Origin of the sequence: Pelagerythrobacter marensis (genome assembly GCF_001028625.1) — a bacterium.
GTDB lineage: Bacteria > Pseudomonadota > Alphaproteobacteria > Sphingomonadales > Sphingomonadaceae > Pelagerythrobacter > Pelagerythrobacter marensis.
This window is the reverse complement of the sequence record NZ_CP011805.1, coordinates 2,505,505-2,526,648: the sequence shown is the minus strand read 5'-3', so window position 1 is coordinate 2,526,648 and position 21,144 is coordinate 2,505,505. Positions and strand designations below refer to the sequence as shown.

The window sequence follows — 21,144 nt, the reverse complement described above, 5'->3', positions numbered from 1 at the left end:
AGTTGAACATGGTCGAAACCGCTCCCGCCGACGAGCGCGCCCGCGTGCCGGTCGTCACCGTCCTCGCCTCCATGGCGGGGCTGTGGCTGTGCTATTTTCTGCTTACCACCGTTCGCGCCGCAATCGTCGGATTCGAGCCTCAGGTCGAAATGCTCTGGCGGCGCGGGCTGGTCACACTGGTCGGCATCGGCATGACCGTGCTGCTCTGGGCGATCCTGCGACTGTTCGACAATCGCCCGCTGTGGGCCAAGATCCTGGCGGCGGTGCTGATCGCAGTCCCCATCGCAATCCCCATCGCACAGACCAATCAGTGGGTCTTTGCCGACATGCAGCGCAAGGTCGAAGAAAATTTCGGCCGCGATCGCGGAATCAACATCCGCCGCGACGAGGCCGGGAATCTGCTGGTCGATATCCCGCCCGAACGGTTCCGGGACCTGACCGGGCTGGGGGTAAGCAACGAAGCGGCGACGGCGGGCGCACCGGCCAGCGTGATGATCGCGCCGGCCCCATCGCGGCTCGACCAATGGCTGCAGGTGGTCGATATCGCACTCGGCCGCTATTTCCTGCTGCTTGCCTGGGCATCGCTCTATTTCGCGATGCTGGCAGGGGCGCAGGCGCGCGCAGCCGAACGGCGCGAAGACCGTTTCCGCAGCGCCGCCAAAGCCGCCGAACTGCGATCTTTGCGCTACCAGGTAAACCCGCATTTCCTGTTCAACACGCTCAATTCGCTGTCGTCGCTGGTCATGACCGGCAGGACCGACCGGGCCGAAACCATGATCCAGTCGATCGCCGGCTTCTACCGTCACAGCCTGGCGGAAGACCCGACGAACGATGTGGCGATAGAGGACGAATTCGAACTTCAGCGTCAGTATCTCGCCATCGAAGCGGTGCGGTTCCCCGACCGGCTGGAAGCGGTCTTCGATCTGCCGGCCGATCTTGCCGAAGCGCGGGTGCCGGGCATGATCCTTCAGCCGCTGGTCGAAAACTCGGTGCGCTACGCCGTCGCCCCGCACAAGAAGCCGGTCACCATCCGGGTCGCCGCGCGCGAAGACTACGGACGGCTCGCAATCACGGTGGAGGACGACGGCCCCGGAACGTCATCGTCTGCCGGCCAGGGGTTCGGGATCGGCCTCGCCAACGTGCGCGATCGCCTGCAGGCCCGCTTCGGGCGCGAGGCGTCGCTCACCTCCGGCCCGGTCGAAGGCGGTTATCTGACTGAAATTCGCATCCCTCTGGTGAAACATGGCTGAAGACGACGACAAACCCTTTCGCACCCTGATCGTCGATGACGAACCGCTGGCGGTCGAACGGATGCAGGTCATCTGCGCCAAGCTGCCCGAACTCGCGGTGGTAGGAACCGCCAGCGATGGCGCAGCCGCGCTGCGACTGGTGGAGGCTCTCAGCCCCGATCTCGTCCTGCTCGACATGACTATGCCCGAAGTCGACGGGCTTTCGGTCGCCCGCAAACTGGCGAAGCGTGCGCAGAGGCCTGCGGTGATCTTCGTCACTGCGCACGACAACTTCGCGGTCGAGGCGTTCGATCTCGATGCAGTCGATTACGTGCTCAAGCCCGTGGCGCATGAGCGTCTCGCGCGCGCTATCGAACGCGCCGTGTCGCGGCGCAGCAAGCCGGTCCGAAGCGAAAGCAAGTGGCTCGCCGAATTGTGGGTGCCGCATCGTTCCGAACTGCTGCGGATCGAGATCGACCAGATCGACCGCATCGACGCGGAACGCGATTATGTCCGCCTGCACCTGGACGATCGCAGCTATCTTCTGCTGCAAACGATCGCCGGGCTCGAAGAACGGCTCGATCCTGCGGAGTTCATCCGCGTCCATCGGTCGACGATTTTGAGAAGGGATCGTATTCGGGGCCTTCGCCATGACGGGCTGGGCGTCTGGTCGGCCGAACTGGAAGACGGTGAAGCCGTGCGGATCGGGCGCACTTATCTGCCCAAGGTCAAGGCAATGGCCGGGCGATAGGGCCCGGCGATACAGTCAGGCCTGCGCGCGATTGTCCGCAGCCTGCAGTCCCAACAGAAATTCGGCCCGGACCGGGGGACTGAACCGGTCCGGGCCGAGGTCGCGACCGGAGTGATCAGCCGCCGACCCGCTGCTCATCAAGGATGGCAGCGAAATGCTTCTTCGCCTGACGTTTGGTTTCAACGTAGCACCGACGCGATCCCGAAGATGCGATCCGCGTGCCGGTGCGCTGCTGATCGAGCGCGCAGAATTCGCGAGCGGCCACATCGATCCGGCGATCGAGGGCCTTCTGGCCTTCCGCCGTCGAAAGGTCGAGATCGCGATAGGGGATGGAAAGCGAATCCGCGTAAGCGGGCGCGGCAGTGGCGCCAAAGGTGGCGATGGCGGCAAGGGCAATCAGGGGGCGTTTCATGGGTTCTCCTCCATTTGCGCGTGCCCTTTGGGGGGATTGGGGGGAGGCACCGCGCAGTTCCGTTGATACGCCCGCCCGGCCGCCGCCGCATTCCCGGCTCGACCACAGATCGCCTTGTGTCGACCGGCGCGCGCGCCACCTGACGGACGGAACGAACCGCCCGACGAACCGCGTTTGGCAACCGACGGGCGCGAGTGCATGGTGGGCACCGTGGCTGTAATCTTCGTCTTCCTCATGGGCATCGGGAATTTCGCGATGCACAAGGCCGTGCTTGAAAGCGGCCATCCCCTGCTGGGCCGTATGCCCTGGTTCGTCCACATGCTCGGCGGGCGCATCACGCTGGTGACCGAATTTCTCGTTCTGCTCGCGGCGATGCTGCTGGTCGGGAACGGCTGGCCCGCAATCGTCTGGGCCTATCTCGGCTACACCGCGCTCAACATCGCCTCCGCGTGGCTCATCCTCACAGGGCGGGTGTAAATGCGGGAACCGCGAAGACCTTCCGGCGCTTCGCTTGCATGAGCGCGATGGGTCCTCTCTGGCTGGTGGTCAATTCCGCAAGCGGTAGCAACACCCCCGCCGCGATCGACGCGCTGGAAGACTGCTGCAACGATCATGGCCTGACGCTCGCCCGCCGGATCGACTTTCCCGACGATCCGCTGCCCAATGCCACGACCCTCGACGAAGCCGGCGTCGAGACACTGGCAGTCTATGCCGGCGACGGCACGATCAATGCAGCGGTGACCGCTCTCTACGGCTGGGGCGGCACGATCCTGGTCCTGCCCGGTGGGACGATGAACCTCCTGGCGCAACGGTTGCATGGCGATGCCGATGCGCAGGACATTCTCTCCCGCTTCGGTAGCGGTGCGGCGCGGCGGGTTCGCCCCGAGGTCATTCGCACGGCGCACGGCGATGCCCTGGCCGGTCTTCTCGCCGGGCCGGGAACCAGCTGGTACGCAGTGCGCGAGGCAATGCGCGAGGCGGATATTGCCGCCATGGCGGACAGCGCCGGCGAGGCCTTCGCGGAAACGACCAATGGTGCAATGCTTCGCTGCCGCGATCCGCAGATCGGACGCAGCGAAGGCTATCCGCTGATCGAACTGACCCCCGGCCCATGGGGAATGCAGATCGATGCCTATTATGCGGAAAATGCCGGCGAGTTCCTGCAGCAGGGCTGGGCCCTGCTCCGCCGTCAGTTTCGGGACGGACCGCACGACCGGCTCGGGCTGCTCGACCGGATCGCGGTGGCAAACAGCGCGGGCGAACCCGTCGGCCTGCTGATCGACGGCGAACCGGCGCAGGGGCGCGCACAGGAAGAATTCGTCATGGCCGCGTGCGAGGTCGATCTGCTAGCGACCGGGCATGGCGGCTGACACGACTCTCCTCTTCCACATCAGCGATATCCACTTCGGGCTGGAGGATAATCGCGCGCTCGACTGGCTCAGGCAGGAAATCGCGGAACAGCGTCCCGCAGCGGTTGCGATCACCGGCGATCTGACGATGCGTGCGCGCCATCGCGAATTCGACGCGGCCCGGCACTGGATCCGTTCGCTCGACGTGCCGGTGACGGTGGAAGTCGGAAATCACGATCTGCCCTATTTCAACCTGATCGAACGGTTCTTCCAACCCTATCGCCGGTTTCGCGGGATCGCCGATCGGGTGGAGCGAGAGATCGACCTGCCCGGCCTCGCGATCGTGCCGCTCAAGACCGCGGTGCGCGCCCAGCCGCGCCTCAACTGGTCGAAGGGCTGGATAAGCTCACGCGCGCTGGACAAGTGCCTGACAGCGATCGATACCCTGCCCGATGGGGTGCAGGCCCTCGTCGCCTGCCATCATCCCTTGCGCGAGGTCGGGACGGCAGGAACCGCGCTTACGCACGGGGGCAACCGGGCACTGGCCGAACTGGCGAAACGCCCCGTGCTCGCCGTGCTGTCGGGTCATGTCCATGATGCTTTCGACATCGTCGAGGACACGAAGAACGGCCCGGTGCGCATGATCGGCGCAGGCACCCTGTCGAAGCGCACGCGATCGACGCCGCCCAGCTTCAACGAACTGACCTGGGATGGCGAGACGCTGCGCGTGCGGGTCCGCAATCTGGAAAGCGTCCGCACGCGCGACATGCAGATCGACGATGTGCCCGAAGACGCACGACCCCCGCGCGAGCCCGGCGAACCCGTGGCCCCGGTGCGGCAGATTCCGCGAACCGATCCCCCGGTCCATTGACCGATGTGTTCAGGCGGGGGCGGGGCCAGTAGCGGCAAGCCCCAGAATCGTCCGCGCGATTTCGCGTTCACCCATGATCACGTGATCGACCCCCAGTTTCTCCAGATAGTCCACTTCCTCGTCCGAATGGGCCCGGGCGAAGATCACGATATCGGGGTTCAGTCGGCGAGCATGTTCGGCAATCGCGCCGCCCTCGAAACCTTCGGGGATGGCAATGATCAGCTTTGAGGCGGACCGGATGCCGGCTTCGTCGAGAACGTGGGGGTTGCTCGCATTGCCGATCACCACCTCGCGCCCGGCCTCCTGCGCCCGGAGTGCGAAATCCGCCTGATCTTCTATCACCACGAGGGCCCGGCCGCGATGGGCCGCTCCCTCCGCGATCAGGCGGCCGACGCGGCCGTGGCCGACCAGGATCACGTGTTCGCGCCGCTCGCGCTGGCGGGTGCGTTCGCGTTCTTCGGCATCGGCCGCCTCGCGCTGGCGAACCTGCCCCAGACGCCCGGCGACGAGGGCGAAAATAACCGGGTTCACCAGGATCGAGAAAATCGCACCTGCCAGGATCAGGTCCCGCCCTTCGGACGGCAACACGCCCACTTGCGTGCCCAATCCTGCCAGGATGAACGAGAATTCACCGATTTGGGCCAGGCTCGCCGCGACCGTCAACGCGGAGCCGTTGTCGTGCCCGAACGCGCGCACGATGGCGTAGGCAGCCAGCGACTTTCCGACCACGATGATCAGGACCGTCGCAACCAATGGCCCGGGCTGTTCGAGCACCACCGAGGGGTCGAACAGCATTCCGACCGAAACGAAAAACAGCACCGCGAACGCATCGCGCAGGGGCAGCGTTTCTTCTGCCGCGCGGCGGCTCAATTGCGTTTCGCCCAGGATCATCCCGGCAAAGAACGCACCCAGCGCGAACGACACGTCGAAAATGTAAGCCGCGCCAAGCGCCACCCCCAGCGCGATCGAAAGCACCGCCAGACGAAACAGTTCGCGCGAGCCGGTATGCGCTGTCCAGTGCAGCGCCGCCGGGATCACGCGCCGCGCAACGATCAGCATGAAGGCGACGAAGCCGCCCACCTTCAGCAGGGTCATCCCCAGAATTGCCGGCAGCCCGCTGCCGTCCGTTTCGCCCGACAGCATCCCTGCAACCGCGGGTAGCAGCACCAGCGCGAGGATCATCGCGAGGTCTTCCACGATCAGCCAGCCGACCGCGATCCGCCCCCGATTGCTTTCGACCAGATTGCGCGTCTCGAGCGCCCGCAGCAGCACCACCGTGCTCGCGACCGAGAGCGCCAGACCGAAGATCAGGCCGGCCGCAATCGACCATCCGAGATACTGCGCCAGGCCAAGCCCAAGCGCCGTTGCGACCGCGATCTGCAACACAGCGCCGGGCAGCGCGATATGTTTGACCGACAACAGGTCGCGCAGCGAGAAATGAAGCCCCACCCCGAACATCAGGAGCATTACGCCGATTTCCGCCAGCTCGTTTGCCAGCGCGGTGTCGGCAACGAAACCGGGCGTGAACGGGCCCACCAGAACGCCGGCGAACAGATAGCCGGCAACGGGCGAAATGCGCAGCTTGTGGGCCAGCGCGCCCATAAGGAACGCGGCGACGAAGCCAGCAACGATGGTCCCGATCAGGGGTGTATGATGGGGCAATGAGCGTCTCCGTGGTTGCGCACGCTTTCGGGCACGCGGAACCACGGGTCAACTCATTGCGGGTCGGGCCGGCTTATGGCTGGCCCCCGTCGACGCCGCGCGCCAGCGCGTCGCGAATGCTGTCCCATCGAACGAGCTTGAAGTTCTGCGCGGCCGGGGCGTTCATGCCGTCCTGCGCCACGAACAGACCCGCTGGAAACGCCGGCCCGAAATCGCCGAGCACGAGATCGATCCCGTCGGTTTCTTCGGCAGCGCCGAAGGCCCCGGCGGCGATGCGGAAACGGCCAACCGGCTCCATGTCCGGCAGGCGATAGGCGGCATAGGCGTTGTCGCCCTGGCTCGACGCGATCAGCAGCCCGCCCTCACGACCCTCGGGCGCAATCGCCAGACCTTCGACGTCGGCCACCAGCATGGCGTTATCGATGCGCGCCACCAGCTCGCCCGGCGTGCCGTCCATGCGGAAGCGCCAGACACCGGCCATTTCCTCGCCCACGTAGAGCGTACCGTCGCGCGGATCGACGACACACCCTTCGGGTTGGGTGGCCAGCTTGTGGCGGAACACCGTCTCGACGCTTGGCTGCCCCTCGTTCCAGCGCAGAGCCTGGCCATGCAGCGATCCGTCCTTGACCGGCGAATAGAGCATCGCATCCGCGCCATCGCGACCCGGCCCCATGCAGAAGCCATAGCCCTCGCCCGGCCCGACCACGATCGTGTCGATCCGTGTCAGTGCACCGCGCCCGGTATCGAGCGTGAACAGCGCGATTTTGGCATTGGCAGGATCAGTCCGGTCACTGGCCCCCACGATCACGGTTCCATCGGCCAGCTCGAACAGATCGACATTGTTGAGCAGTCCGCCGGCCAGGAAGTGCCGCACCTTGCCGTTCAGATCGTAGACGTAGAGGCCCGCCTTCTTGTCGGTCGCGACAATCAGGCTCGCCGCAGGATCGGCGGCGTTGCGCCAGATCGCCGGATCGTCGGCGGCGTCGGCATTGGCCGTGCCGACCGGATCGGTCTCCGCCGTCGCGGTGACCTCAACCGCCGGATCGCCCATGATCGGGGCGGTCGCACAACCGGCGGCGAGCAACGCGGCCAGCGAGACGAAGGAACCCGCCCGGCGCATCAGAAGTTCACCCGCGCGCCGAACTTCATCGTCCAGTTGTATTCCTCGTACTGATAGAGGTTCTTGCGCGCGCCCAGACGATTGTAGGCGAAATATTTGGCGTTGTTGATGTTCACCCATTCGTAGAACAGCTGGATGTTGTCGTTCACGCGATACTTGGCGCTCAGGTCCAGCTGGAAATGGTTGTCGACCAGCCGGTCTTCCACCGCCTCGTCACCCAGCTCGTCGAGATACTTGTCGCGATAGGTCCCGGCCAGGCGCAGGCTGATCGGCCCCTTCTCGTAGCCAAGCGAAAAGTTGGCCGTGTGCTTCGACGTGGTCGGCAACATGATCTCGCGCAGATCGTCAGGATCGCCGTCGATCGGCACGAGCCCGGTCGCATCGGTATAAGTATAATTCGCCTGGGCGATCAGCCCGTCGAACGGCGAAGGCAACATGTCGAGCTTCTGCGAGATCGAGAACTCGGCCCCGAAAACCTCGGCGCTTTCGCCGTTGATCGGGATTTCCGCTTCGGTGAAGGCAATGCCCCGGTACTCGCCGCCTTCACGCACGGTGTCGACGATGAAGTTCTTGATATCCTTGTAGAAGACCGCAGCGGATATCGCGCCGTTGCCGGAGAAATAGTATTCGGCGGAAGCATCGAAGTTCCACGCTTCGTAAGGGAGGAGATCGGGGTTGCCGAATTCGCCTTCGCGCTCACCCTCATCGTTTTCCTCGACCACGAAACGCGGCGGCAGTTTCGACAGTTTCGGCCGCACCAGGCTGCGGTAGGCGGCTGCGCGCAGAACAAGGTCGGCTTGCGGTTCGTAACGGACCGTGAGGCTGGGCAGCCAGTGACCGTAATCGCGTTCGGCAGTTACCGGCGTCACGAGGACGGTATCCTCTTCCGCCTCACCGCCCCCGGGCAGCTCGCCGCCTTCCTCCACCAGCAGGACGTTGTTGCCTTCGATATCGTTCTTCGTGTGCTCGTACCGCACGCCGCCGATTACGCGCAGCGTGGCGCTGTCCCAGCGGCCGAGCAGGTAACCGGCCATGATGTCTTCAGAGATCGTGTAATCCTCGACCGCCGAATCGAAGGCCGTGTCCACCGCATTGAGCTCGAACGCATCGCGATTGGCGTAGAAGTAGTCGCGGGCCCCGCTGAAGTTCGGCACCGGCGAGATATCGGTCAGGCGATAATCCTGTTCGCCCAGCACGTCAGCCAGGGTGAAGGCGTCGTTCTCCCAGTACTCGGCCTCCATGTTGTATGACTTGTCGCGCCAGCGGCCCTTGAAACCGGCCTGGACGGTGAACGTCCCCGCACCGGCGACGAACTCGCGGCCGAGATCGAACTTGGCAGCATATTCCTCGTCCACCGAATCCGACAGCGCCGTGATCGTGATGTCGTCCAGTTCATAGCCTGCAGCGTCGAAGAAATCGTCCGTCGCCGCGCCCGAAATGGTGTAGAGCGGCACACGCGGATTGCTGAAATCGAAGCCGGCGACCAGGCCACTGTCTTCAAATGTCTGTTCGAAGTTTGCCGGGTCGACCGAACCGTTTTCCCGTTCGGAACTCTTGGCCCAGCTGACCGAGTAATCGGCTTTCCACGCGCCCGTGTCGGTTTCACCGCCGAACACCACCGACCGGATCTTCTGCGTTTCGAGTCGATCCTTGATCGAACGCTGCAACGCCAGCTCGCCGCCGTCGTCCGAAAATTCGACATTGGTGCCGCTGCCCGTGATCTCGCCGGCATCTTCCAGCTTGAAGCTGACCTCGCGGCGATATTCCTGGTCTTCGAACTGGCTATAGAGCCCGCGCAGGTAGAGCGCCGTCGTATCGCTCAGACGAACATCGAAGTTCAGGTTGGCGCTGATCCGCTCCCGCTCGACATTGTAGTCGCGATAGTTGACCTCTTCGGGGAAGAGCACGCCATCGTCCTCGTCCCATCCGTCGGCCTCGACATTGTCGGTTTCGAACTTGCGCTTGTAGTACGATGCGCCGCCGGAGATGCCGAAATTGTCGCTGAGCTTGGTCGCGAAATCGACGCTGCCCTTGGGCGAGAGGTGATCGGCGAGTTCGTTGTAGCTGCCTTCGATCTTGGCGGTCAGCAGGTCCTTCCGGCGGTCGAAGGCGCTGGTGGTTTCGATTTCGATCGACGCGCCGATGGTATCCGCATCCATATCGGGCGTGAGCGACTTCTTGATTTCGATCGATTCGATGATGTCGCTGGAAATCACATCGAGCGCGACCGAGCGCACATCGGATTCGGGTGCCGGCAGGCGCACGCCGTTGAGCGATGTCGCATTAAGCTCGGGATCGAGGCCCCGGACCGTGACGAAGCGCCCCTCGCCCTGGTCGTTCAGCACGTTCACGCCCGGCATGCGGCGCATCGATTCCGCCACGTTCTGATCGGGGAACTGCCCGATCGCGTCGCGCGTCAGAACGTCGCTGATCCCATCGTTCGCCCGCTTGCGCGAAAGAGCGCTGGCGAGATTGGCACTCTGCCCGAGAACCAGAATTTCGCGCGCGTTGTCACCGCCAACAAGGATATCGGCGCGCACGAACCTGTCGGCCGGTACGGTGACCGCCTGGCGCACGCTGGGCGCCCCGACATATGAAACTTCCAGCGTATATTCGCCCGCGGGGACATCGGCGAACAGGAAGCTGCCGTCGCGTTCCGTCGAGGCAACCCGGTCGAGTTCGACGATGCGAACCTGCGCGGCCTGAAGAGCAATCGTTTCGCTGGCATCCAGCACAGTGCCGACGACGTCGCCGGCCATAACCGGCGTTGCGATAGCCGCCGCAAGGGCGGCACCAGCGGAAGAAACGAGATAGCGCTTGCGAATATTCATTGGAACTTGCCCTCCAGAACCGATCTGGAGGGCGGCTAGTCCCGCACTGTTACCAGTGAATGGCGTTCGCGTGACAGCTTGATGACTGAACTGCGAATTCGCATCGCCGGGCGCGCGAAAGTCGTCCGAGCATACGAAAAAGGCGGCCCCCTGCGGGACCGCCCTTCACGATCGGTTCGATGTTCGTGCCGAAGCGGATTAGCGCTTCGAGAACTGGAAGCTGCGGCGAGCCTTGGCCCGGCCGTACTTCTTGCGTTCGACCACGCGGCTGTCGCGGGTGAGAAAACCAGCCGCCTTGACAGTGGAGCGCAGCGCCGGCTCGTACTTCGAAAGCGCCTGCGAAATGCCGTGCTTCACCGCACCGGCCTGGCCCGACAGCCCGCCGCCCTTGACGGTGGCGATGACATCGAACTGGCCAACGCGATCGGTGATCGCGAACGGCTGGTTGATGATCAGGCGCAGCGTCGGACGCGCGAAATAGGTTTCCTGGTCCTTGCCGTTGACCGTGATCGTGCCCTTGCCCGGCTTGATCCAGACGCGCGCAACGGCATCCTTGCGGCGGCCGGTGGCGTAAGCGCGGCCGTGCTGGTCAAGCTCCTGCTCGCGCAGCGGGGCAGTGCTTTCCGCGATCACCGCAGCGTCACCCTCAGGCGCGTCGCCGGCGATGTCCTTGAGGTCCGACAGGTCGGACACGGTGTTCTTCTCGTCAGCCATTATGCGGACACCTTGTTCTTGCGGTTCATCGAGGCGACGTCGAGCACGTCGGGCTTCTGCCCGTCGTGGGGATGCTCGGTGCCGGCATAGAGGTGCAGCGACTTCATCTGCTGGCGGCCCAGCGGCCCGCGCGGGATCATCCGTTCGACCGCTTTCTCCAGCACGCGCTCGGGGAAGCGCCCTTCCAGCACCTTGGCGGGGGTCGTTTCCTTGATCCCGCCGGCATAGCCGGTGTGCTTGTAGTAAACCTTGTCACCCAGCTTCTTGCCCGTGAAACGCACTTTGTCCGCGTTGATCACGATCACGTGATCGCCGCAATCGACGTGCGGAGTGTAGCTCGGCTTGTGCTTGCCGCGCAGGATATTGGCGACGATCGAGGCGAGGCGGCCAACGACCAGCCCCTCGGCATCGATCAGATGCCATTTCTTCTCGACCTCGGCCGGCTTGATCGACCGGGTGCTCTTGTGGAGCGCCTTCATGGCTTGAATTCCTTCGAAATGTTGTTCGCCGCGAATCTGCCCAGGCAGTCGCGAGAGCGGCGCATTTGTCGCTTCACCCCCTTCAAGTCAAGCAAATCCGCGCTTCTTGAGGGAGGTAAAATAATACCGCCACCTAATCGAGCGGCTCCAGCCGCCAGGTTTCGAGCGAAACCCGCTCGCTTTCTCCGACCTGGGTGACGATCCGTCTGCGGGCCGTGGCGAGCCGTCGGCCGGCGGGATCGAGGCTTCCCTGAAAGCCCACCTGCAATGCGCCCTCGCCGCCACCGGGCAGGGGCAGTTTGCGCCGCTCTTCGCGCGGGACGACCGGGAAGAACAGGTCGCGCGGCCAGCGGCTCGCCATCCTGGCACCGGCCTGCTGGACGGCGGCGACATATTGCAAGGCTTCGCCCCGGCGCGCCTCCGGGCGGTCCGAGAGAAACGCCCGCGCTGCTTCCGTAAGACCGGGAATGGCCGAAGGGTCGGCAGATTCGTCGCCCACAATCTGTCCGGCATCGTCAAGCAGGATTGGGAAGTCGCCCGATTGCGGCTTGTTGCGTTCCACTTCCGCCAGTTGCGCAAGGCGCGGCGGCGCTTCCACGGCAACGGCGATTTGTTCGCCCTCCACCCGGTACCCCGCCGCATGGGGGACGAAGCGGACCCGCCAGCTACGCGAAACCACGATCGCATTGCCATCCCCAAGGCGGCGTTCGAGCACGCGGGTCAGCTTCATCGGCTCCGCCGGAGCGACGAAGGCGGTTTGCGCAGATTGCGAGTCCTGGGCGGCGAGCGATGCCGGCCCAGCGGCGATGAAGAGCACGAACATGGCGAGAAACCGGCGCGTCGACATCGCAGAACTCATTTTCCGTCACTCCCCGGCGCATCGGGCACCAGTGCACCGAGCCAGGCGGCAGTGGCCGCGCCCGCGGCGTCGCAGCGCCAGCCCAGCACGGCCGGCGCATCGTAGGGGTGCAGCGCCTCCAGCCGGCTCACCGCACAGTCCAGCACCCGGGCATCGGTCTTGAGCAGAAGGCCGCATTCGCCCGCTTCTTCCACCCCGCCATTCCATGCAAAGACCGAACGCATCGGGCCAATCGCGTTGCCGCATGCGGCCAGGCCTTCCCCGACAAGCTGACGGGCAAGCGCGACGGCGGTGTCTTCGTCAGGGCAGGAGCACCAGACCAGCGCGCTCAACGCCGCCTCCCCACGATGTGCAGGCCCCAGGCCGTGGCCATGACCAGCAGCGCACCCACGAACTGGTGTGCGGTGGCGACCCACAGCGAAACGCCGGTCCATACGGTTGCAATGCCCAGCACGATCTGACTTCCGAATGCTGCGTGGATCGCGACCGAAGCGCGCCGTTCGAACGGACGCACCTTGCGCGCAAGCACGATCAGCGCCGCCACAGCGATCCACGCCCACCAGCGATGGAGGAAGTGGATCAGAAAGGGATCGTGCGTCAGGGCCCACCAGAACCCGCGCGACATGTCGAACTCGGGCACCAGCCGGCCCTGCATCAATGGCCAGGTGTCGGACGCATGGCCTGCGTCAAGGCCGGCGACCCATGCGCCAAGCAGCAGCTGGACAAACACGACCAGCGCGATCGGCAGCGCCAGGCCGCCGAACTTCGCCGGGCGCGCGCCCGGTATCCGCGCCAGCCGGCCGAGGTCGAGCGCGGTCCAGACCACGGCCGCAAGCGTGAACAGTGCGGTAAGCAGGTGGATCGAGAGCCAGAAGTGGCTGACATCGGTCACCTCCCCCGAAAGGCCCGAACGGACCATGAACCAGCCGAACGCCCCCTGAAGGCCGCCCAGCGCAAGCAACGCGACAAGGCGCGCCTTGTACCCCGGCGGGATCGCACCGCGTATCCAGAACCACGCCAGCGGCAGTGCGAAGACGAGCCCGATGATCCGCGCGATCAATCGGTGCGCCCATTCCCAGAAATAGATGAACTTGTAGTCGGCCAGCGTCATGCCAGCGGGGCCGGTGATATGGAGATACTCACCGATCTGCTGGTAGGCCGCGAACTCCGCCTGCCATTGCGCCTCGCTAAGCGGAGGGATCGCGCCGGTTACCGGCTTCCATTCGGTGATCGACAATCCCGATTCGGTAAGGCGGGTTATCCCGCCGACCACCACGATCGCCACGATCAGCCAGGCGATGAACCAGAGCCAGCGGACGAGAGCGGCCGGGCGAAAGTTGGTGGACATTGTCGCAGACGCGACCGGTTCGGGGTTTGCAGGAACGGCCATGGGTGCGCCTGATGCGACGGGCATCGTCGAATCTCAAGACCTTCCGCTCCTGCCGCGAACGCTGCCGAGCGATTTGCCCTTGCGCAATGTTACACCGTCACATACATGGAAGCCCTCCATGGTTGCGCAACACTCTCCGATTCGTGCGAAGCTCGATCGCGCCGGCATTATGCTGTCGGGTCTGTGCCTCGTGCACTGCATCGCATCGATCGTGGTCGTCTCGGCGCTGGGGATCGGTGCCGAATTTCTGCTTGCGCCGGCATTTCACCGCGTTGGCCTTGCCATCGCGCTGGTCGTCGCAGCGGTTGCGATCGGCTGGGGCGCACTGACCCATCGCCGGCCGGTCCCGTTCGTGACAGCGATGATGGGCCTCACCTTCATGGGCGGCGCCCTCGCCATGCCCCACGGCGCGGGGGAGGCTGTTCTTACGGTAATCGGGGTGACGCTGGTGGCTATCGGGCACCTGCTTAACTTGCGCCGCGCGGATTGAGCGCTATCTCGCCGGGCATGGCTGCCATGCTCTCCCTTACCGTCAACGGCGAAACACGCCGCACTTCCGCCCCCACGATCGCCGCCCTCGTGCGCGATCTCGGCCTCGCACCGGAAAAGGTCGCGGTCGAGCGCAACGGCGAAATCGTGCCGCGTTCGACGCTGGACGATACGCCGCTGGGCGATGGCGACACGCTGGAAATCGTGCATTTCGTCGGCGGCGGAGCCCAGCCAACGCCGGACGACAGCTGGACGGTCGCCGGCCGCACGTTTCGTTCGCGCCTGATCGTGGGAACCGGCAAGTACAAGGATTTCGCCCAGAACGCCGCCGCGCTCGAAGCATCGGGGGCAGAGATCGTGACGGTCGCGGTGCGCCGGGTCAATGTGAGCGACCCGAAGGCACCGATGCTGACGGATTTCATCGATCCGAAAAAGGTCACCTATCTCCCCAATACCGCCGGATGCTTCACTGCGGACGAAGCGATCCGAACGCTGCGACTGGCACGCGAAGCCGGGGGCTGGGACCTCGTGAAACTGGAAGTCCTGGGCGAAGCGCGGACTCTCTATCCCGATATGCGGGAAACCCTGAAGGCGACCGAAGTTCTGGCGAAGGAGGGGTTCCTTCCCATGGTCTACTGCGTCGACGATCCGATTGCGGCCAAGCAGCTGGAAGACGCAGGCGCCGTCGCGGTCATGCCGCTGGGCGCACCGATCGGGTCGGGCCTGGGCATCCAGAATCGGGTGACGATCCGCCTCATCGTCGAAGGGGCGAGTGTGCCGGTGCTGGTTGACGCCGGCGTGGGTACGGCCAGCGACGCAGCCGTCGCGATGGAACTGGGCTGCGACGGCGTATTGATGAATACGGCAATCGCCGAAGCGAAAGATCCGCTCCGCATGGCTCGCGCGATGAAACGCGCGGTCGAGGCGGGGCGAGACGCCTATCTCTCCGGGCGCATGGCGACCCGCAAGTACGCCGACCCATCCAGCCCGCTTGCCGGTTTGATCTAGGGTTGGGCGAACCAGGGGTGGCGCGGGGCACAAGGCTAACGTCAATTTAACCAAGTCGGGCGATGGTAGGCGGCGCAACAGGGAACCGCCATCATGCCCAAGGCCGCCACAGCGTCGCTCACTATCGCCGAAATGCGCGAATTCGCGAGCTTCACGCCTGCCGAACAACGCTATATCCGGCGCAGCCTCGATATTGGCCTGAGCCGCCAGGACGCGTTCAAGCGCTGGGCACGCGATGCCGCCGAAAGCGCCGCGATCCGCAGCCAGTACGTCGCCTATCAGGAACTGAAGGTCCTGCGTGACACCATTCCTTCCGAAACCGGGCTGGACGGGATGGAAGACTTCATCGGCAAGCTTACGCGCATTGCCGCCTTCGATCTGGCGCAGGAACGGATCGAGTGCTTTTCCGCCTTCCGCTTTCTGTACGAACGGCTGATCGGTGCCGAGGCCCGCCCCTGGCTCCCGAGCGCGTTCTGCGCCGCGAGCGCGTTGCCGCAGATCCGGCCCGACCGGCGCAAGACCCTGCTCCAATCGCTGAGCGAGGCCGCCGCCACTGCGCCCGGCTGGTCGGACCGCGCCCCCGCGTTCTATCCCGAATATATCGAGCGCGAAGCCGCCTGACGGCCGGCGCCGAAACCGGGCCATGTCCGAAACCTGTCGCCGGGCAAGGCGTGTTCGGGCATAGTGCGCCCACCATGATCGTGGCCGCCCTTCTTTCCGCGCTGGCGATGATCGCCATCGTGGCCCTGCGCTATCTCGCGACGAGCGGTCTGTTCGCATGGGCAACAATGCGCCGGCGCCCCGGTCTCTACGCCTCGCTCGGCCCGCAGATCAGGCGAGAGATCGGCTGGTCGCTGCTCTCGGCTGCGATTTACGGGCTGCCCGCCGGGATAGTCGCCTGGGGCTGGCACGAACATGGGTGGACACTGATCTACACCGACCCGCTGGATTACCCCTTGTGGGTCCTGCCGCTTTCGCTGTTCGCCTACCTCTTCGCGCACGATACCTGGTTTTACTGGACCCATCGCTGGATGCACCGACCGCGCCTGTTTCGCCTCGCCCATGCGGTTCATCACGCCAGCCGACCGCCGACCGCATGGGCCGCGATGAGCTTCCACCCGATAGAGGCGATAACGGGCGCAGTGGTGATTCCGGTGCTGGTCTTCCTCGTCCCGATCCACGTGGCCGTGCTCGGCCTCGTCCTCGCGATCATGACCGTAATGGGCGTGACGAACCACATGGGGTGGGAGATGTTTCCCCGCGCGCTCCTCCGCTCGCGCGCCGGCGGCTGGCTCATCACCGCCAGTCATCACCAGCGCCACCACGAACACTATGGCTGCAACTACGGCCTCTATTTCCGGTTCTGGGACCGGCTCTGCGGCACGGACCGCGGCCTGTCCGATCGTTTCGCGCGCTAGGGCAGGCCGCGGCTATCGCCGCCGTGCAAGCCGGGCCAGCAGCGCCCGGCCACCCCTGGCCGGCGCAGGACCGGATTTCATCACGCGCCTGCGGAACAGACGCGCCCCGAAACGCACGAACGCGATCACGGCGAGCACTTGCCAGGCCAGCGCGAGGGCATGGGGCCACAGCGCCGGTTCCTGCGCGGCGCGTGCGACCATCGCGTAAGGCGAGCTGAGCGGGAACGCCACGGCGAACAGCTCGACGGCAGAACCGATGTCGGTCATGGCGAAACTGGCGAGGAAGAACACCAGAAGCTGCAGGATTGTGGCGGGCATCGACATCGTCTGCACGTCGCGCACGGTTGGCGCCATCGAACCGATGGCGAGAAAGATCGAGCCGATCAGGAGGTAGGCCATCGCGAAATAGGCGAGAAACAGTGCGCCGAACGCGGGCCAGCCCACCGCCGGCGGGGCGAACCCGTCAAGCGCCCCGGTAACGACGACGATCGCCCCTGCCGCGGAACCCCAGATTGCGATCCCGACGAAACTGACGGCGAGCATGGCAAACAGCTTCCCGAAGAACACCGCATCCATCGGTATCGCTGCGGCCAGGATTTCGATGATCTTGTTGCCTTTCTCCTCCACCAGGTTCGACATGACCATTCCGGCCAGCAACATCGTGAGCAGGAACAGCAGCGTCAGCCCGGCGGTCGCGGTGGCGGAATTGGCGCTGCGCTTGCTTGCGACGGTCACGGCCGTCGGGGCCAGCGCCACCGGTGGATAGTCAGCCGCTCCGGCGCCGCTCGCCTCCGCCGCGATCAGTGCCACACGGCCGCTCCAGTCCTCGATCCGCTCTTCGGTTCCGATCAGGCGCGGTTCGGCCAGCGTTCCGTCGAGAACGGCGCCAAAATTGCGCTCGCCATCGTCCAGCAGACCATCGGGATCGTCAGCCTCGGCCGGATCGACAACCTCGATCTCAGGCAGACGCACCAGGTCGGTCAGGCGGGCGTGTGCTGCGGCAAAAGCGCGCCCTTCGGCAACCGAGAGCGCCACTGCGAGGCGCGGATTCTGCGCATTGCCGACCGCCTGGGCGCTGAGCGCACCGGCCGCGCCGCTGATGCCGATAAAGAACAACGGCCCGATCAGGAAGAACAGGAAGGCCTTGGAAAACAAGATCGCGGTGAAATCGCGCCGTGCGATTACCCATGCAGCGCGCCAGAGCGGCAAGCGCGAGCGGTTGGCAGGAAGGGGGGCAGTCATGCTGCAGCCTCCGCCGCGCCTTCTTCTTCAAGCGCACGGGCCGCCGCTTCGCCCGCGATGTGGACGAAGGCATCGTGCAGCCCGGCGCGCTCGATAGAAAGCGAAAGTATGCCCGCCTCCCCCTCGATCAGCGCGCGCAGCAGCGGTTCGATACCCGTATCGGGGAGGGAGAAATGCCAGAAGTCCCCCTCGCGCCGGGCATCGGCCGGCAGGGCCTCGCGCCAGCGCCCTTCGCGCGCGCGGGTTTCGAGCCGGACTTGCGCCGGAATGCGATCGCGCGCCGCATCGACCGATCCGGCATAAGGCACTCTGCCCCCGGCAATGATCGCCACGCCTTCGCAAAGGCGCTCCGCATGGGCAATGACATGGGTCGAGAAGATCACGGTGGTGCCGCGCGCGGCCAGGCCGCGGATCAGCACTTCCAGCTTGCCCTGATTGATTGCATCGAGCCCGGAAAACGGCTCGTCCAGAATGACCAGACGCGGATTGTGGACCAGCGTCCCCAGTAATTGCACCGTCTGCGCCATGCCTTTCGAAAGCTGGCGGATCTGCTTTTCCGCCGCATGGCCAAGGCCGTGATCTTCCAGCAGCACACGTCCCCGCTCGCGCGCATCCGACAGGGCCATTCCGCGCAGCGCGCCCATGAAGGCGATGGCATCGCAGGCCTTCATCGCCGGGTAGAGGCCGCGTTCCTCGGGCAGGTATCCGATCAACCCGGCGATATCGTGCGGATCGTCATGCCCGAACATCCGGCGCACGCCCTGGTCAGGATCGATAATGCCCAACAGCATCCGCAGCGTGGTCGTTTTCCCCGCACCATTGGGGCCCAGCACGCCGTAGATCGCCCCTTCGGGCACGGCCAGATCGACCCCGTCGACCGCCGTGGTATCGCCGAATCGCTTGACCAGGCCGCGCGCCTCGATTGCAAGCGGTGCAGGCGGCGCGGTATCGTTGCCCGCGCGGGGCGGATCGCTTAGCGCGGTTTCCATTCTGGCGCGGTAGCCGCTGCGCATTGCAGGGAGCAACCCGTTAGCGTGTCCAACGCCCGAGAAAATGCGGCATTGCGCGGCGACCTGCTCGCCGAAGCGCGGCGGCTGGGCTTCGTCGCGGTCGATATTGCCCCGGCGACGGACGATCCCGAGCGCGCCCGGCGTCTGCGCGAATGGATCGCCGCCGGACATCACGGCACAATGGGCTGGATGGAAGACCGGGCCGAGGTCCGTCAGGGGCCGCAGGCGATGTGGCCCGAAGCAAAAAGCGTCATCGCGCTGGGCATGAGCTATGCCCCCGCACACGACCCGCTGGCGCTGGAAGGCGATGCGGAACGCGCGCGCATATCGGTCTATGCCCAGGGGCGCGACTATCACGATACGGTCAAGAAAGCGGCGAAGGCGCTGGCACGGTGGCTCGCCTCGCGCGCGCCGGATGCCCGGCTCAAGGTTTTCGTCGACACTGCGCCGGTGATGGAAAAGCCACTGGGGGAAGCGGCGGGCATCGGCTGGCAAGGCAAGCACACCAACCTCGTCAGCCGCGAACACGGATCGTGGCTGTTCCTTGCCGCGATCTACACCACGCTCGAGCTCGATCCGGCGGAGCCGCATGGCGACAACTGCGGATCGTGCCGCGCGTGTCAGGATGCCTGCCCGACCGATGCCTTTCCCGAACCCTATCGCCTCGATGCGCGGCGCTGCATTTCCTACCTCACGATCGAGCACAAGGGGCCGATCCCGCACGAATTCCGCAAGGCAATCGGCAATCGGATCTACGGCTGCGACGATTGCCTGGCTGTGTGCCCGTGGAACAAGTTTGCCGATTCGGCGGCGCGCAATCGGGCCTTCCTGCCGCGCGCCGAACTGGTCGCGCCCCGGCTCGCCGAACTTCTCGCGCTCGACGATCCGGGCTTCCGGCAGCTTTTTTCCGGCTCTCCGATCAAGCGGATCGGACGCAACCGGTTCGTGCGCAATTGCCTGATCGCGGCGGGCAACAGCGGCAATCCGGCGCTGGCCGGGGCAGTTCGCGCCCTGGCCGACGATCCCGATCCAGTGGTCGCCGAAGCAGCCGAATGGGCTGCGCGAGAGCTTACACCAGCGCCTTGAGCGAAATCTCCGGGTCGGCCAGCGCCTCGCGCTCGGGCCTCGTTCCGGCCTCCACCAGCTTGCGCCCCTGGGCATAGTCCCTTGTCGCATTGACGCAATCGAGCGCAATCACTCGCCCTTCGCGCAGATAGACCACTGAAAATTTGCGCGCCTCCGGGTCACCGCGCAGCACCGTCTCGTCGTAGTCGAGCGACAGGCCGACGGTCTGCAAGCGCAGGTCATACTGGTTCGACCAGAACCACGGCACGGCCTTGTAGGGCAAGGCATCGCCGCAGATCGATTTCGCCGCGACATTGGCCATGTCGGTCGCGTTCTGAACCGATTCCAGGCGGATCACAGCACCTTCGGCAAAGAGGTTGGCATGCGCAGCGCAGTCTCCGATCGCATAAACGTCATCCAGCGAGGTGCGGCAGAATTCATCGACATCGACCCCGTTTGCCCCCGCCGCGCCGCCAGCGATCAGTGGGCCAATCGATGGCACGATCCCGATCCCGACGACGACCAGATCGGCCGGTATGATCTCGCCATCGGCCAGGGCGACACCGCCAACCTTGCCATCCCCCTCGATCCGCTCAACGGCCGCCTCCAGCCGGATGTCGACGCCCTGGCGGCGGTGCTCTTGCTCGTAGAACCGCGACAGTTCTTCCCCAGCGACACGGGCAAGGACGCGGGGTAGCGCTTCGAGCAGGGTGACCTCGCAGCCCAGCTTGCGCAGCACCGCGGCGGCTTCCAGCCCGATATAGCCGCCGCCGATCACGACGGCGCGGCGTGCCCCGCCCTCGAGTTCGGCCATTATCCGGTCCACGTCGGCGCGGTTGCGGACCGAGTGCACGCCCGGCAGGTCCGCCCCCGGACAGGGGAGCCGGCGCGGATCGCCGCCAGCGGCCCAGATCAGCTTGCCATATCGAATGCGGCTCTCGTCCGAGAGCACCAGTTCGTGTGCCTGCGCGTCGACTTCCACCACGGACGTTCGCAGCCGGAGCGTAACGTCCTTGTCGGCCCAGAACTGCGGCGGGCGGATATAGATACGCTCGAACGGCTTGTCGCCGGCGAGATACTCTTTCGACAGTGGCGGCCGCTCGTAAGGAGGCTCGCTGTCGCGCCCGATCATAATGATCGAGCCGGCAAATCCGTTCTGGCGCAGGGCGATGGCGGCCTGTGCGCCGCCATGCCCTGTGCCCACGATCACGATATCGGCGCTATCCATGCGGCGGGGTTTGGGCA

At 65.3% G+C, this 21,144-nt stretch carries 22 protein-coding genes; 10 read left to right on the top strand and 12 right to left on the bottom strand.

Annotated elements, in window-relative coordinates; translation table 11 throughout:
* The first annotated feature begins 8 nt into the window (after positions 1-8).
* Both AM2010_RS11970 and AM2010_RS11965 read left to right on the top strand, forming a co-directional pair.
* Positions 9-1,250 (top strand): sensor histidine kinase, encoded by a 1,242-nt coding sequence (locus AM2010_RS11970; RefSeq protein ID WP_047807262.1) that lies wholly within the window; start codon positions 9-11, stop codon positions 1,248-1,250.
* Positions 1,243-1,980 (top strand): LytR/AlgR family response regulator transcription factor, encoded by a 738-nt coding sequence (locus tag AM2010_RS11965; protein WP_047807261.1) that lies wholly within the window; start codon positions 1,243-1,245, stop codon positions 1,978-1,980. Before AM2010_RS11970 ends, AM2010_RS11965 begins: the two co-directional genes overlap by 8 nt.
* A 115-nt stretch (positions 1,981-2,095) precedes the next feature.
* Here AM2010_RS11965 and AM2010_RS11960 read toward each other — a convergent pair whose 3' ends face one another.
* Positions 2,096-2,392, bottom strand: coding sequence for a UrcA family protein (locus tag AM2010_RS11960; RefSeq protein ID WP_047807260.1), 297 nt, complete (start codon positions 2,390-2,392; stop codon positions 2,096-2,098).
* A gap of 210 nt (positions 2,393-2,602) precedes the next feature.
* On the opposite strand from AM2010_RS11960, the gene AM2010_RS11955 reads away from it, so the two are divergent.
* From AM2010_RS11955 to AM2010_RS11945, 3 genes are read left to right on the top strand one after another with little or no spacing between them, the layout of a single operon-like run.
* Positions 2,603-2,869: a hypothetical protein gene (locus AM2010_RS11955; RefSeq protein ID WP_082133003.1), complete on the top strand. Its 267-nt coding sequence runs from the start codon at positions 2,603-2,605 to the stop codon at positions 2,867-2,869.
* A 47-nt stretch (positions 2,870-2,916) separates the two neighbouring features.
* Positions 2,917-3,762 carry a diacylglycerol/lipid kinase family protein gene (locus AM2010_RS11950; RefSeq protein WP_047807954.1) on the top strand — a complete coding sequence of 282 codons (846 nt, stop codon included), beginning with the start codon at positions 2,917-2,919 and terminating at the stop codon, positions 3,760-3,762.
* Positions 3,752-4,612, top strand: a complete 861-nt coding sequence (locus tag AM2010_RS11945; RefSeq protein ID WP_047807258.1) for a metallophosphoesterase family protein — start codon at positions 3,752-3,754, stop codon at positions 4,610-4,612. Before AM2010_RS11950 ends, AM2010_RS11945 begins: the two co-directional genes overlap by 11 nt.
* A 9-nt stretch (positions 4,613-4,621) precedes the next feature.
* Here the strand turns inward: AM2010_RS11945 and ybaL are convergent, their stop codons facing one another.
* From ybaL to AM2010_RS11905, 8 genes are all read right to left on the bottom strand, one after another.
* Positions 4,622-6,274 carry a YbaL family putative K(+) efflux transporter gene (gene ybaL, locus AM2010_RS11940; protein ID WP_047807257.1) on the bottom strand — a complete coding sequence of 551 codons (1,653 nt, stop codon included), beginning with the start codon at positions 6,272-6,274 and terminating at the stop codon, positions 4,622-4,624.
* 73 nt (positions 6,275-6,347) lie between these two features.
* On the bottom strand, positions 6,348-7,394 hold the full coding sequence (locus tag AM2010_RS11935; protein ID WP_047807256.1) for a phytase: 1,047 nt from the start codon (positions 7,392-7,394) through the stop codon (positions 6,348-6,350).
* Positions 7,394-10,225: a TonB-dependent receptor gene (locus AM2010_RS11930; protein ID WP_047807255.1), complete on the bottom strand. Its 2,832-nt coding sequence runs from the start codon at positions 10,223-10,225 to the stop codon at positions 7,394-7,396. Before AM2010_RS11930 ends, AM2010_RS11935 begins: the two co-directional genes overlap by 1 nt.
* Before the next feature lie 198 nt (positions 10,226-10,423).
* Positions 10,424-10,939, bottom strand: a complete 516-nt coding sequence (rpsI, locus tag AM2010_RS11925; RefSeq protein WP_047807254.1) for a 30S ribosomal protein S9 — start codon at positions 10,937-10,939, stop codon at positions 10,424-10,426.
* The gene (gene rplM / locus AM2010_RS11920) at positions 10,939-11,418 is read right to left on the bottom strand and encodes a 50S ribosomal protein L13 (protein ID WP_047807253.1); all 480 of its coding nucleotides are present in this window, start codon (positions 11,416-11,418) and stop codon (positions 10,939-10,941) included. The genes rpsI and rplM overlap by 1 nt, the downstream gene beginning before the upstream one ends.
* A gap of 133 nt (positions 11,419-11,551) precedes the next feature.
* Positions 11,552-12,277, bottom strand: coding sequence for a hypothetical protein (locus AM2010_RS11915; protein ID WP_160325576.1), 726 nt, complete (start codon positions 12,275-12,277; stop codon positions 11,552-11,554).
* Positions 12,274-12,609: a divalent-cation tolerance protein CutA gene (gene cutA, locus AM2010_RS11910; RefSeq protein ID WP_047807251.1), complete on the bottom strand. Its 336-nt coding sequence runs from the start codon at positions 12,607-12,609 to the stop codon at positions 12,274-12,276. Before cutA ends, AM2010_RS11915 begins: the two co-directional genes overlap by 4 nt.
* Complete coding sequence (locus AM2010_RS11905) at positions 12,606-13,625, bottom strand: COX15/CtaA family protein (protein WP_047807953.1); 1,020 nt, start codon at positions 13,623-13,625, stop codon at positions 12,606-12,608. The genes cutA and AM2010_RS11905 overlap by 4 nt, the downstream gene beginning before the upstream one ends.
* A 160-nt stretch (positions 13,626-13,785) precedes the next feature.
* Between AM2010_RS11905 and AM2010_RS11900 the strand changes: the two genes are divergently transcribed.
* From AM2010_RS11900 to AM2010_RS11885, 4 genes are all read left to right on the top strand, one after another.
* On the top strand, positions 13,786-14,157 hold the full coding sequence (locus tag AM2010_RS11900; protein WP_047807250.1) for a MerC domain-containing protein: 372 nt from the start codon (positions 13,786-13,788) through the stop codon (positions 14,155-14,157).
* 17 nt (positions 14,158-14,174) lie between these two features.
* Positions 14,175-15,164: a sulfur carrier protein ThiS gene (thiS, locus tag AM2010_RS11895; protein ID WP_082132904.1), complete on the top strand. Its 990-nt coding sequence runs from the start codon at positions 14,175-14,177 to the stop codon at positions 15,162-15,164.
* Positions 15,165-15,257: 93 nt separating this feature from the next.
* On the top strand, positions 15,258-15,785 hold the full coding sequence (locus AM2010_RS11890) for a hypothetical protein (protein WP_047807249.1): 528 nt from the start codon (positions 15,258-15,260) through the stop codon (positions 15,783-15,785).
* A 74-nt stretch (positions 15,786-15,859) separates the two neighbouring features.
* Positions 15,860-16,582, top strand: a complete 723-nt coding sequence (locus AM2010_RS11885) for a sterol desaturase family protein (protein WP_047807248.1) — start codon at positions 15,860-15,862, stop codon at positions 16,580-16,582.
* Positions 16,583-16,594: 12 nt separating this feature from the next.
* Here AM2010_RS11885 and AM2010_RS11880 read toward each other — a convergent pair whose 3' ends face one another.
* Positions 16,595-17,824, bottom strand: a complete 1,230-nt coding sequence (locus AM2010_RS11880) for an ABC transporter permease (RefSeq protein ID WP_047807247.1) — start codon at positions 17,822-17,824, stop codon at positions 16,595-16,597.
* Positions 17,821-18,813 (bottom strand): ABC transporter ATP-binding protein, encoded by a 993-nt coding sequence (locus AM2010_RS11875; protein WP_047807246.1) that lies wholly within the window; start codon positions 18,811-18,813, stop codon positions 17,821-17,823. The genes AM2010_RS11880 and AM2010_RS11875 overlap by 4 nt, the downstream gene beginning before the upstream one ends.
* A 45-nt stretch (positions 18,814-18,858) precedes the next feature.
* On the opposite strand from AM2010_RS11875, the gene queG reads away from it, so the two are divergent.
* Positions 18,859-19,920 carry a tRNA epoxyqueuosine(34) reductase QueG gene (gene queG, locus AM2010_RS11870; protein ID WP_047807245.1) on the top strand — a complete coding sequence of 354 codons (1,062 nt, stop codon included), beginning with the start codon at positions 18,859-18,861 and terminating at the stop codon, positions 19,918-19,920.
* Here queG and AM2010_RS11865 read toward each other — a convergent pair.
* A complete protein-coding gene (locus AM2010_RS11865) occupies positions 19,904-21,127 on the bottom strand; it encodes an NAD(P)/FAD-dependent oxidoreductase (RefSeq protein ID WP_047807244.1) in 1,224 nt (407 codons plus the stop codon). The two genes, queG and AM2010_RS11865, sit on opposite strands and share 17 nt — an antisense overlap.
* Positions 21,128-21,144: the final 17 nt, after the last annotated feature.

What these genes read in the sequence shown, in the direction of transcription:
- AM2010_RS11970 (WP_047807262.1), top strand. Translation starts at nt 9, where the DNA reads ATGGTCGAAACCGCTCCCGCCGACGAGCGCGCCCGCGTGCCGGTCGTC.
- AM2010_RS11965 (WP_047807261.1), top strand. Translation starts at nt 1,243, where the DNA reads ATGGCTGAAGACGACGACAAACCCTTTCGCACCCTGATCGTCGATGAC.
- AM2010_RS11960 (WP_047807260.1), bottom strand. Translation starts at nt 2,392, where the DNA reads ATGAAACGCCCCCTGATTGCCCTTGCCGCCATCGCCACCTTTGGCGCC.
- AM2010_RS11950 (WP_047807954.1), top strand. Translation starts at nt 2,917, where the DNA reads ATGGGTCCTCTCTGGCTGGTGGTCAATTCCGCAAGCGGTAGCAACACC.
- AM2010_RS11945 (WP_047807258.1), top strand. Translation starts at nt 3,752, where the DNA reads ATGGCGGCTGACACGACTCTCCTCTTCCACATCAGCGATATCCACTTC.
- AM2010_RS11935 (WP_047807256.1), bottom strand. Translation starts at nt 7,394, where the DNA reads ATGCGCCGGGCGGGTTCCTTCGTCTCGCTGGCCGCGTTGCTCGCCGCC.
- AM2010_RS11930 (WP_047807255.1), bottom strand. Translation starts at nt 10,225, where the DNA reads ATGAATATTCGCAAGCGCTATCTCGTTTCTTCCGCTGGTGCCGCCCTT.
- rpsI (WP_047807254.1), bottom strand. Translation starts at nt 10,939, where the DNA reads ATGGCTGACGAGAAGAACACCGTGTCCGACCTGTCGGACCTCAAGGAC.
- rplM (WP_047807253.1), bottom strand. Translation starts at nt 11,418, where the DNA reads ATGAAGGCGCTCCACAAGAGCACCCGGTCGATCAAGCCGGCCGAGGTC.
- AM2010_RS11915 (WP_160325576.1), bottom strand. Translation starts at nt 12,277, where the DNA reads ATGAGTTCTGCGATGTCGACGCGCCGGTTTCTCGCCATGTTCGTGCTC.
- AM2010_RS11905 (WP_047807953.1), bottom strand. Translation starts at nt 13,625, where the DNA reads ATGTCCACCAACTTTCGCCCGGCCGCTCTCGTCCGCTGGCTCTGGTTC.
- AM2010_RS11900 (WP_047807250.1), top strand. Translation starts at nt 13,786, where the DNA reads ATGGTTGCGCAACACTCTCCGATTCGTGCGAAGCTCGATCGCGCCGGC.
- thiS (WP_082132904.1), top strand. Translation starts at nt 14,175, where the DNA reads ATGGCTGCCATGCTCTCCCTTACCGTCAACGGCGAAACACGCCGCACT.
- AM2010_RS11890 (WP_047807249.1), top strand. Translation starts at nt 15,258, where the DNA reads ATGCCCAAGGCCGCCACAGCGTCGCTCACTATCGCCGAAATGCGCGAA.
- AM2010_RS11885 (WP_047807248.1), top strand. Translation starts at nt 15,860, where the DNA reads ATGATCGTGGCCGCCCTTCTTTCCGCGCTGGCGATGATCGCCATCGTG.
- AM2010_RS11880 (WP_047807247.1), bottom strand. Translation starts at nt 17,824, where the DNA reads ATGACTGCCCCCCTTCCTGCCAACCGCTCGCGCTTGCCGCTCTGGCGC.
- AM2010_RS11875 (WP_047807246.1), bottom strand. Translation starts at nt 18,813, where the DNA reads ATGGAAACCGCGCTAAGCGATCCGCCCCGCGCGGGCAACGATACCGCG.
- AM2010_RS11865 (WP_047807244.1), bottom strand. Translation starts at nt 21,127, where the DNA reads ATGGATAGCGCCGATATCGTGATCGTGGGCACAGGGCATGGCGGCGCA.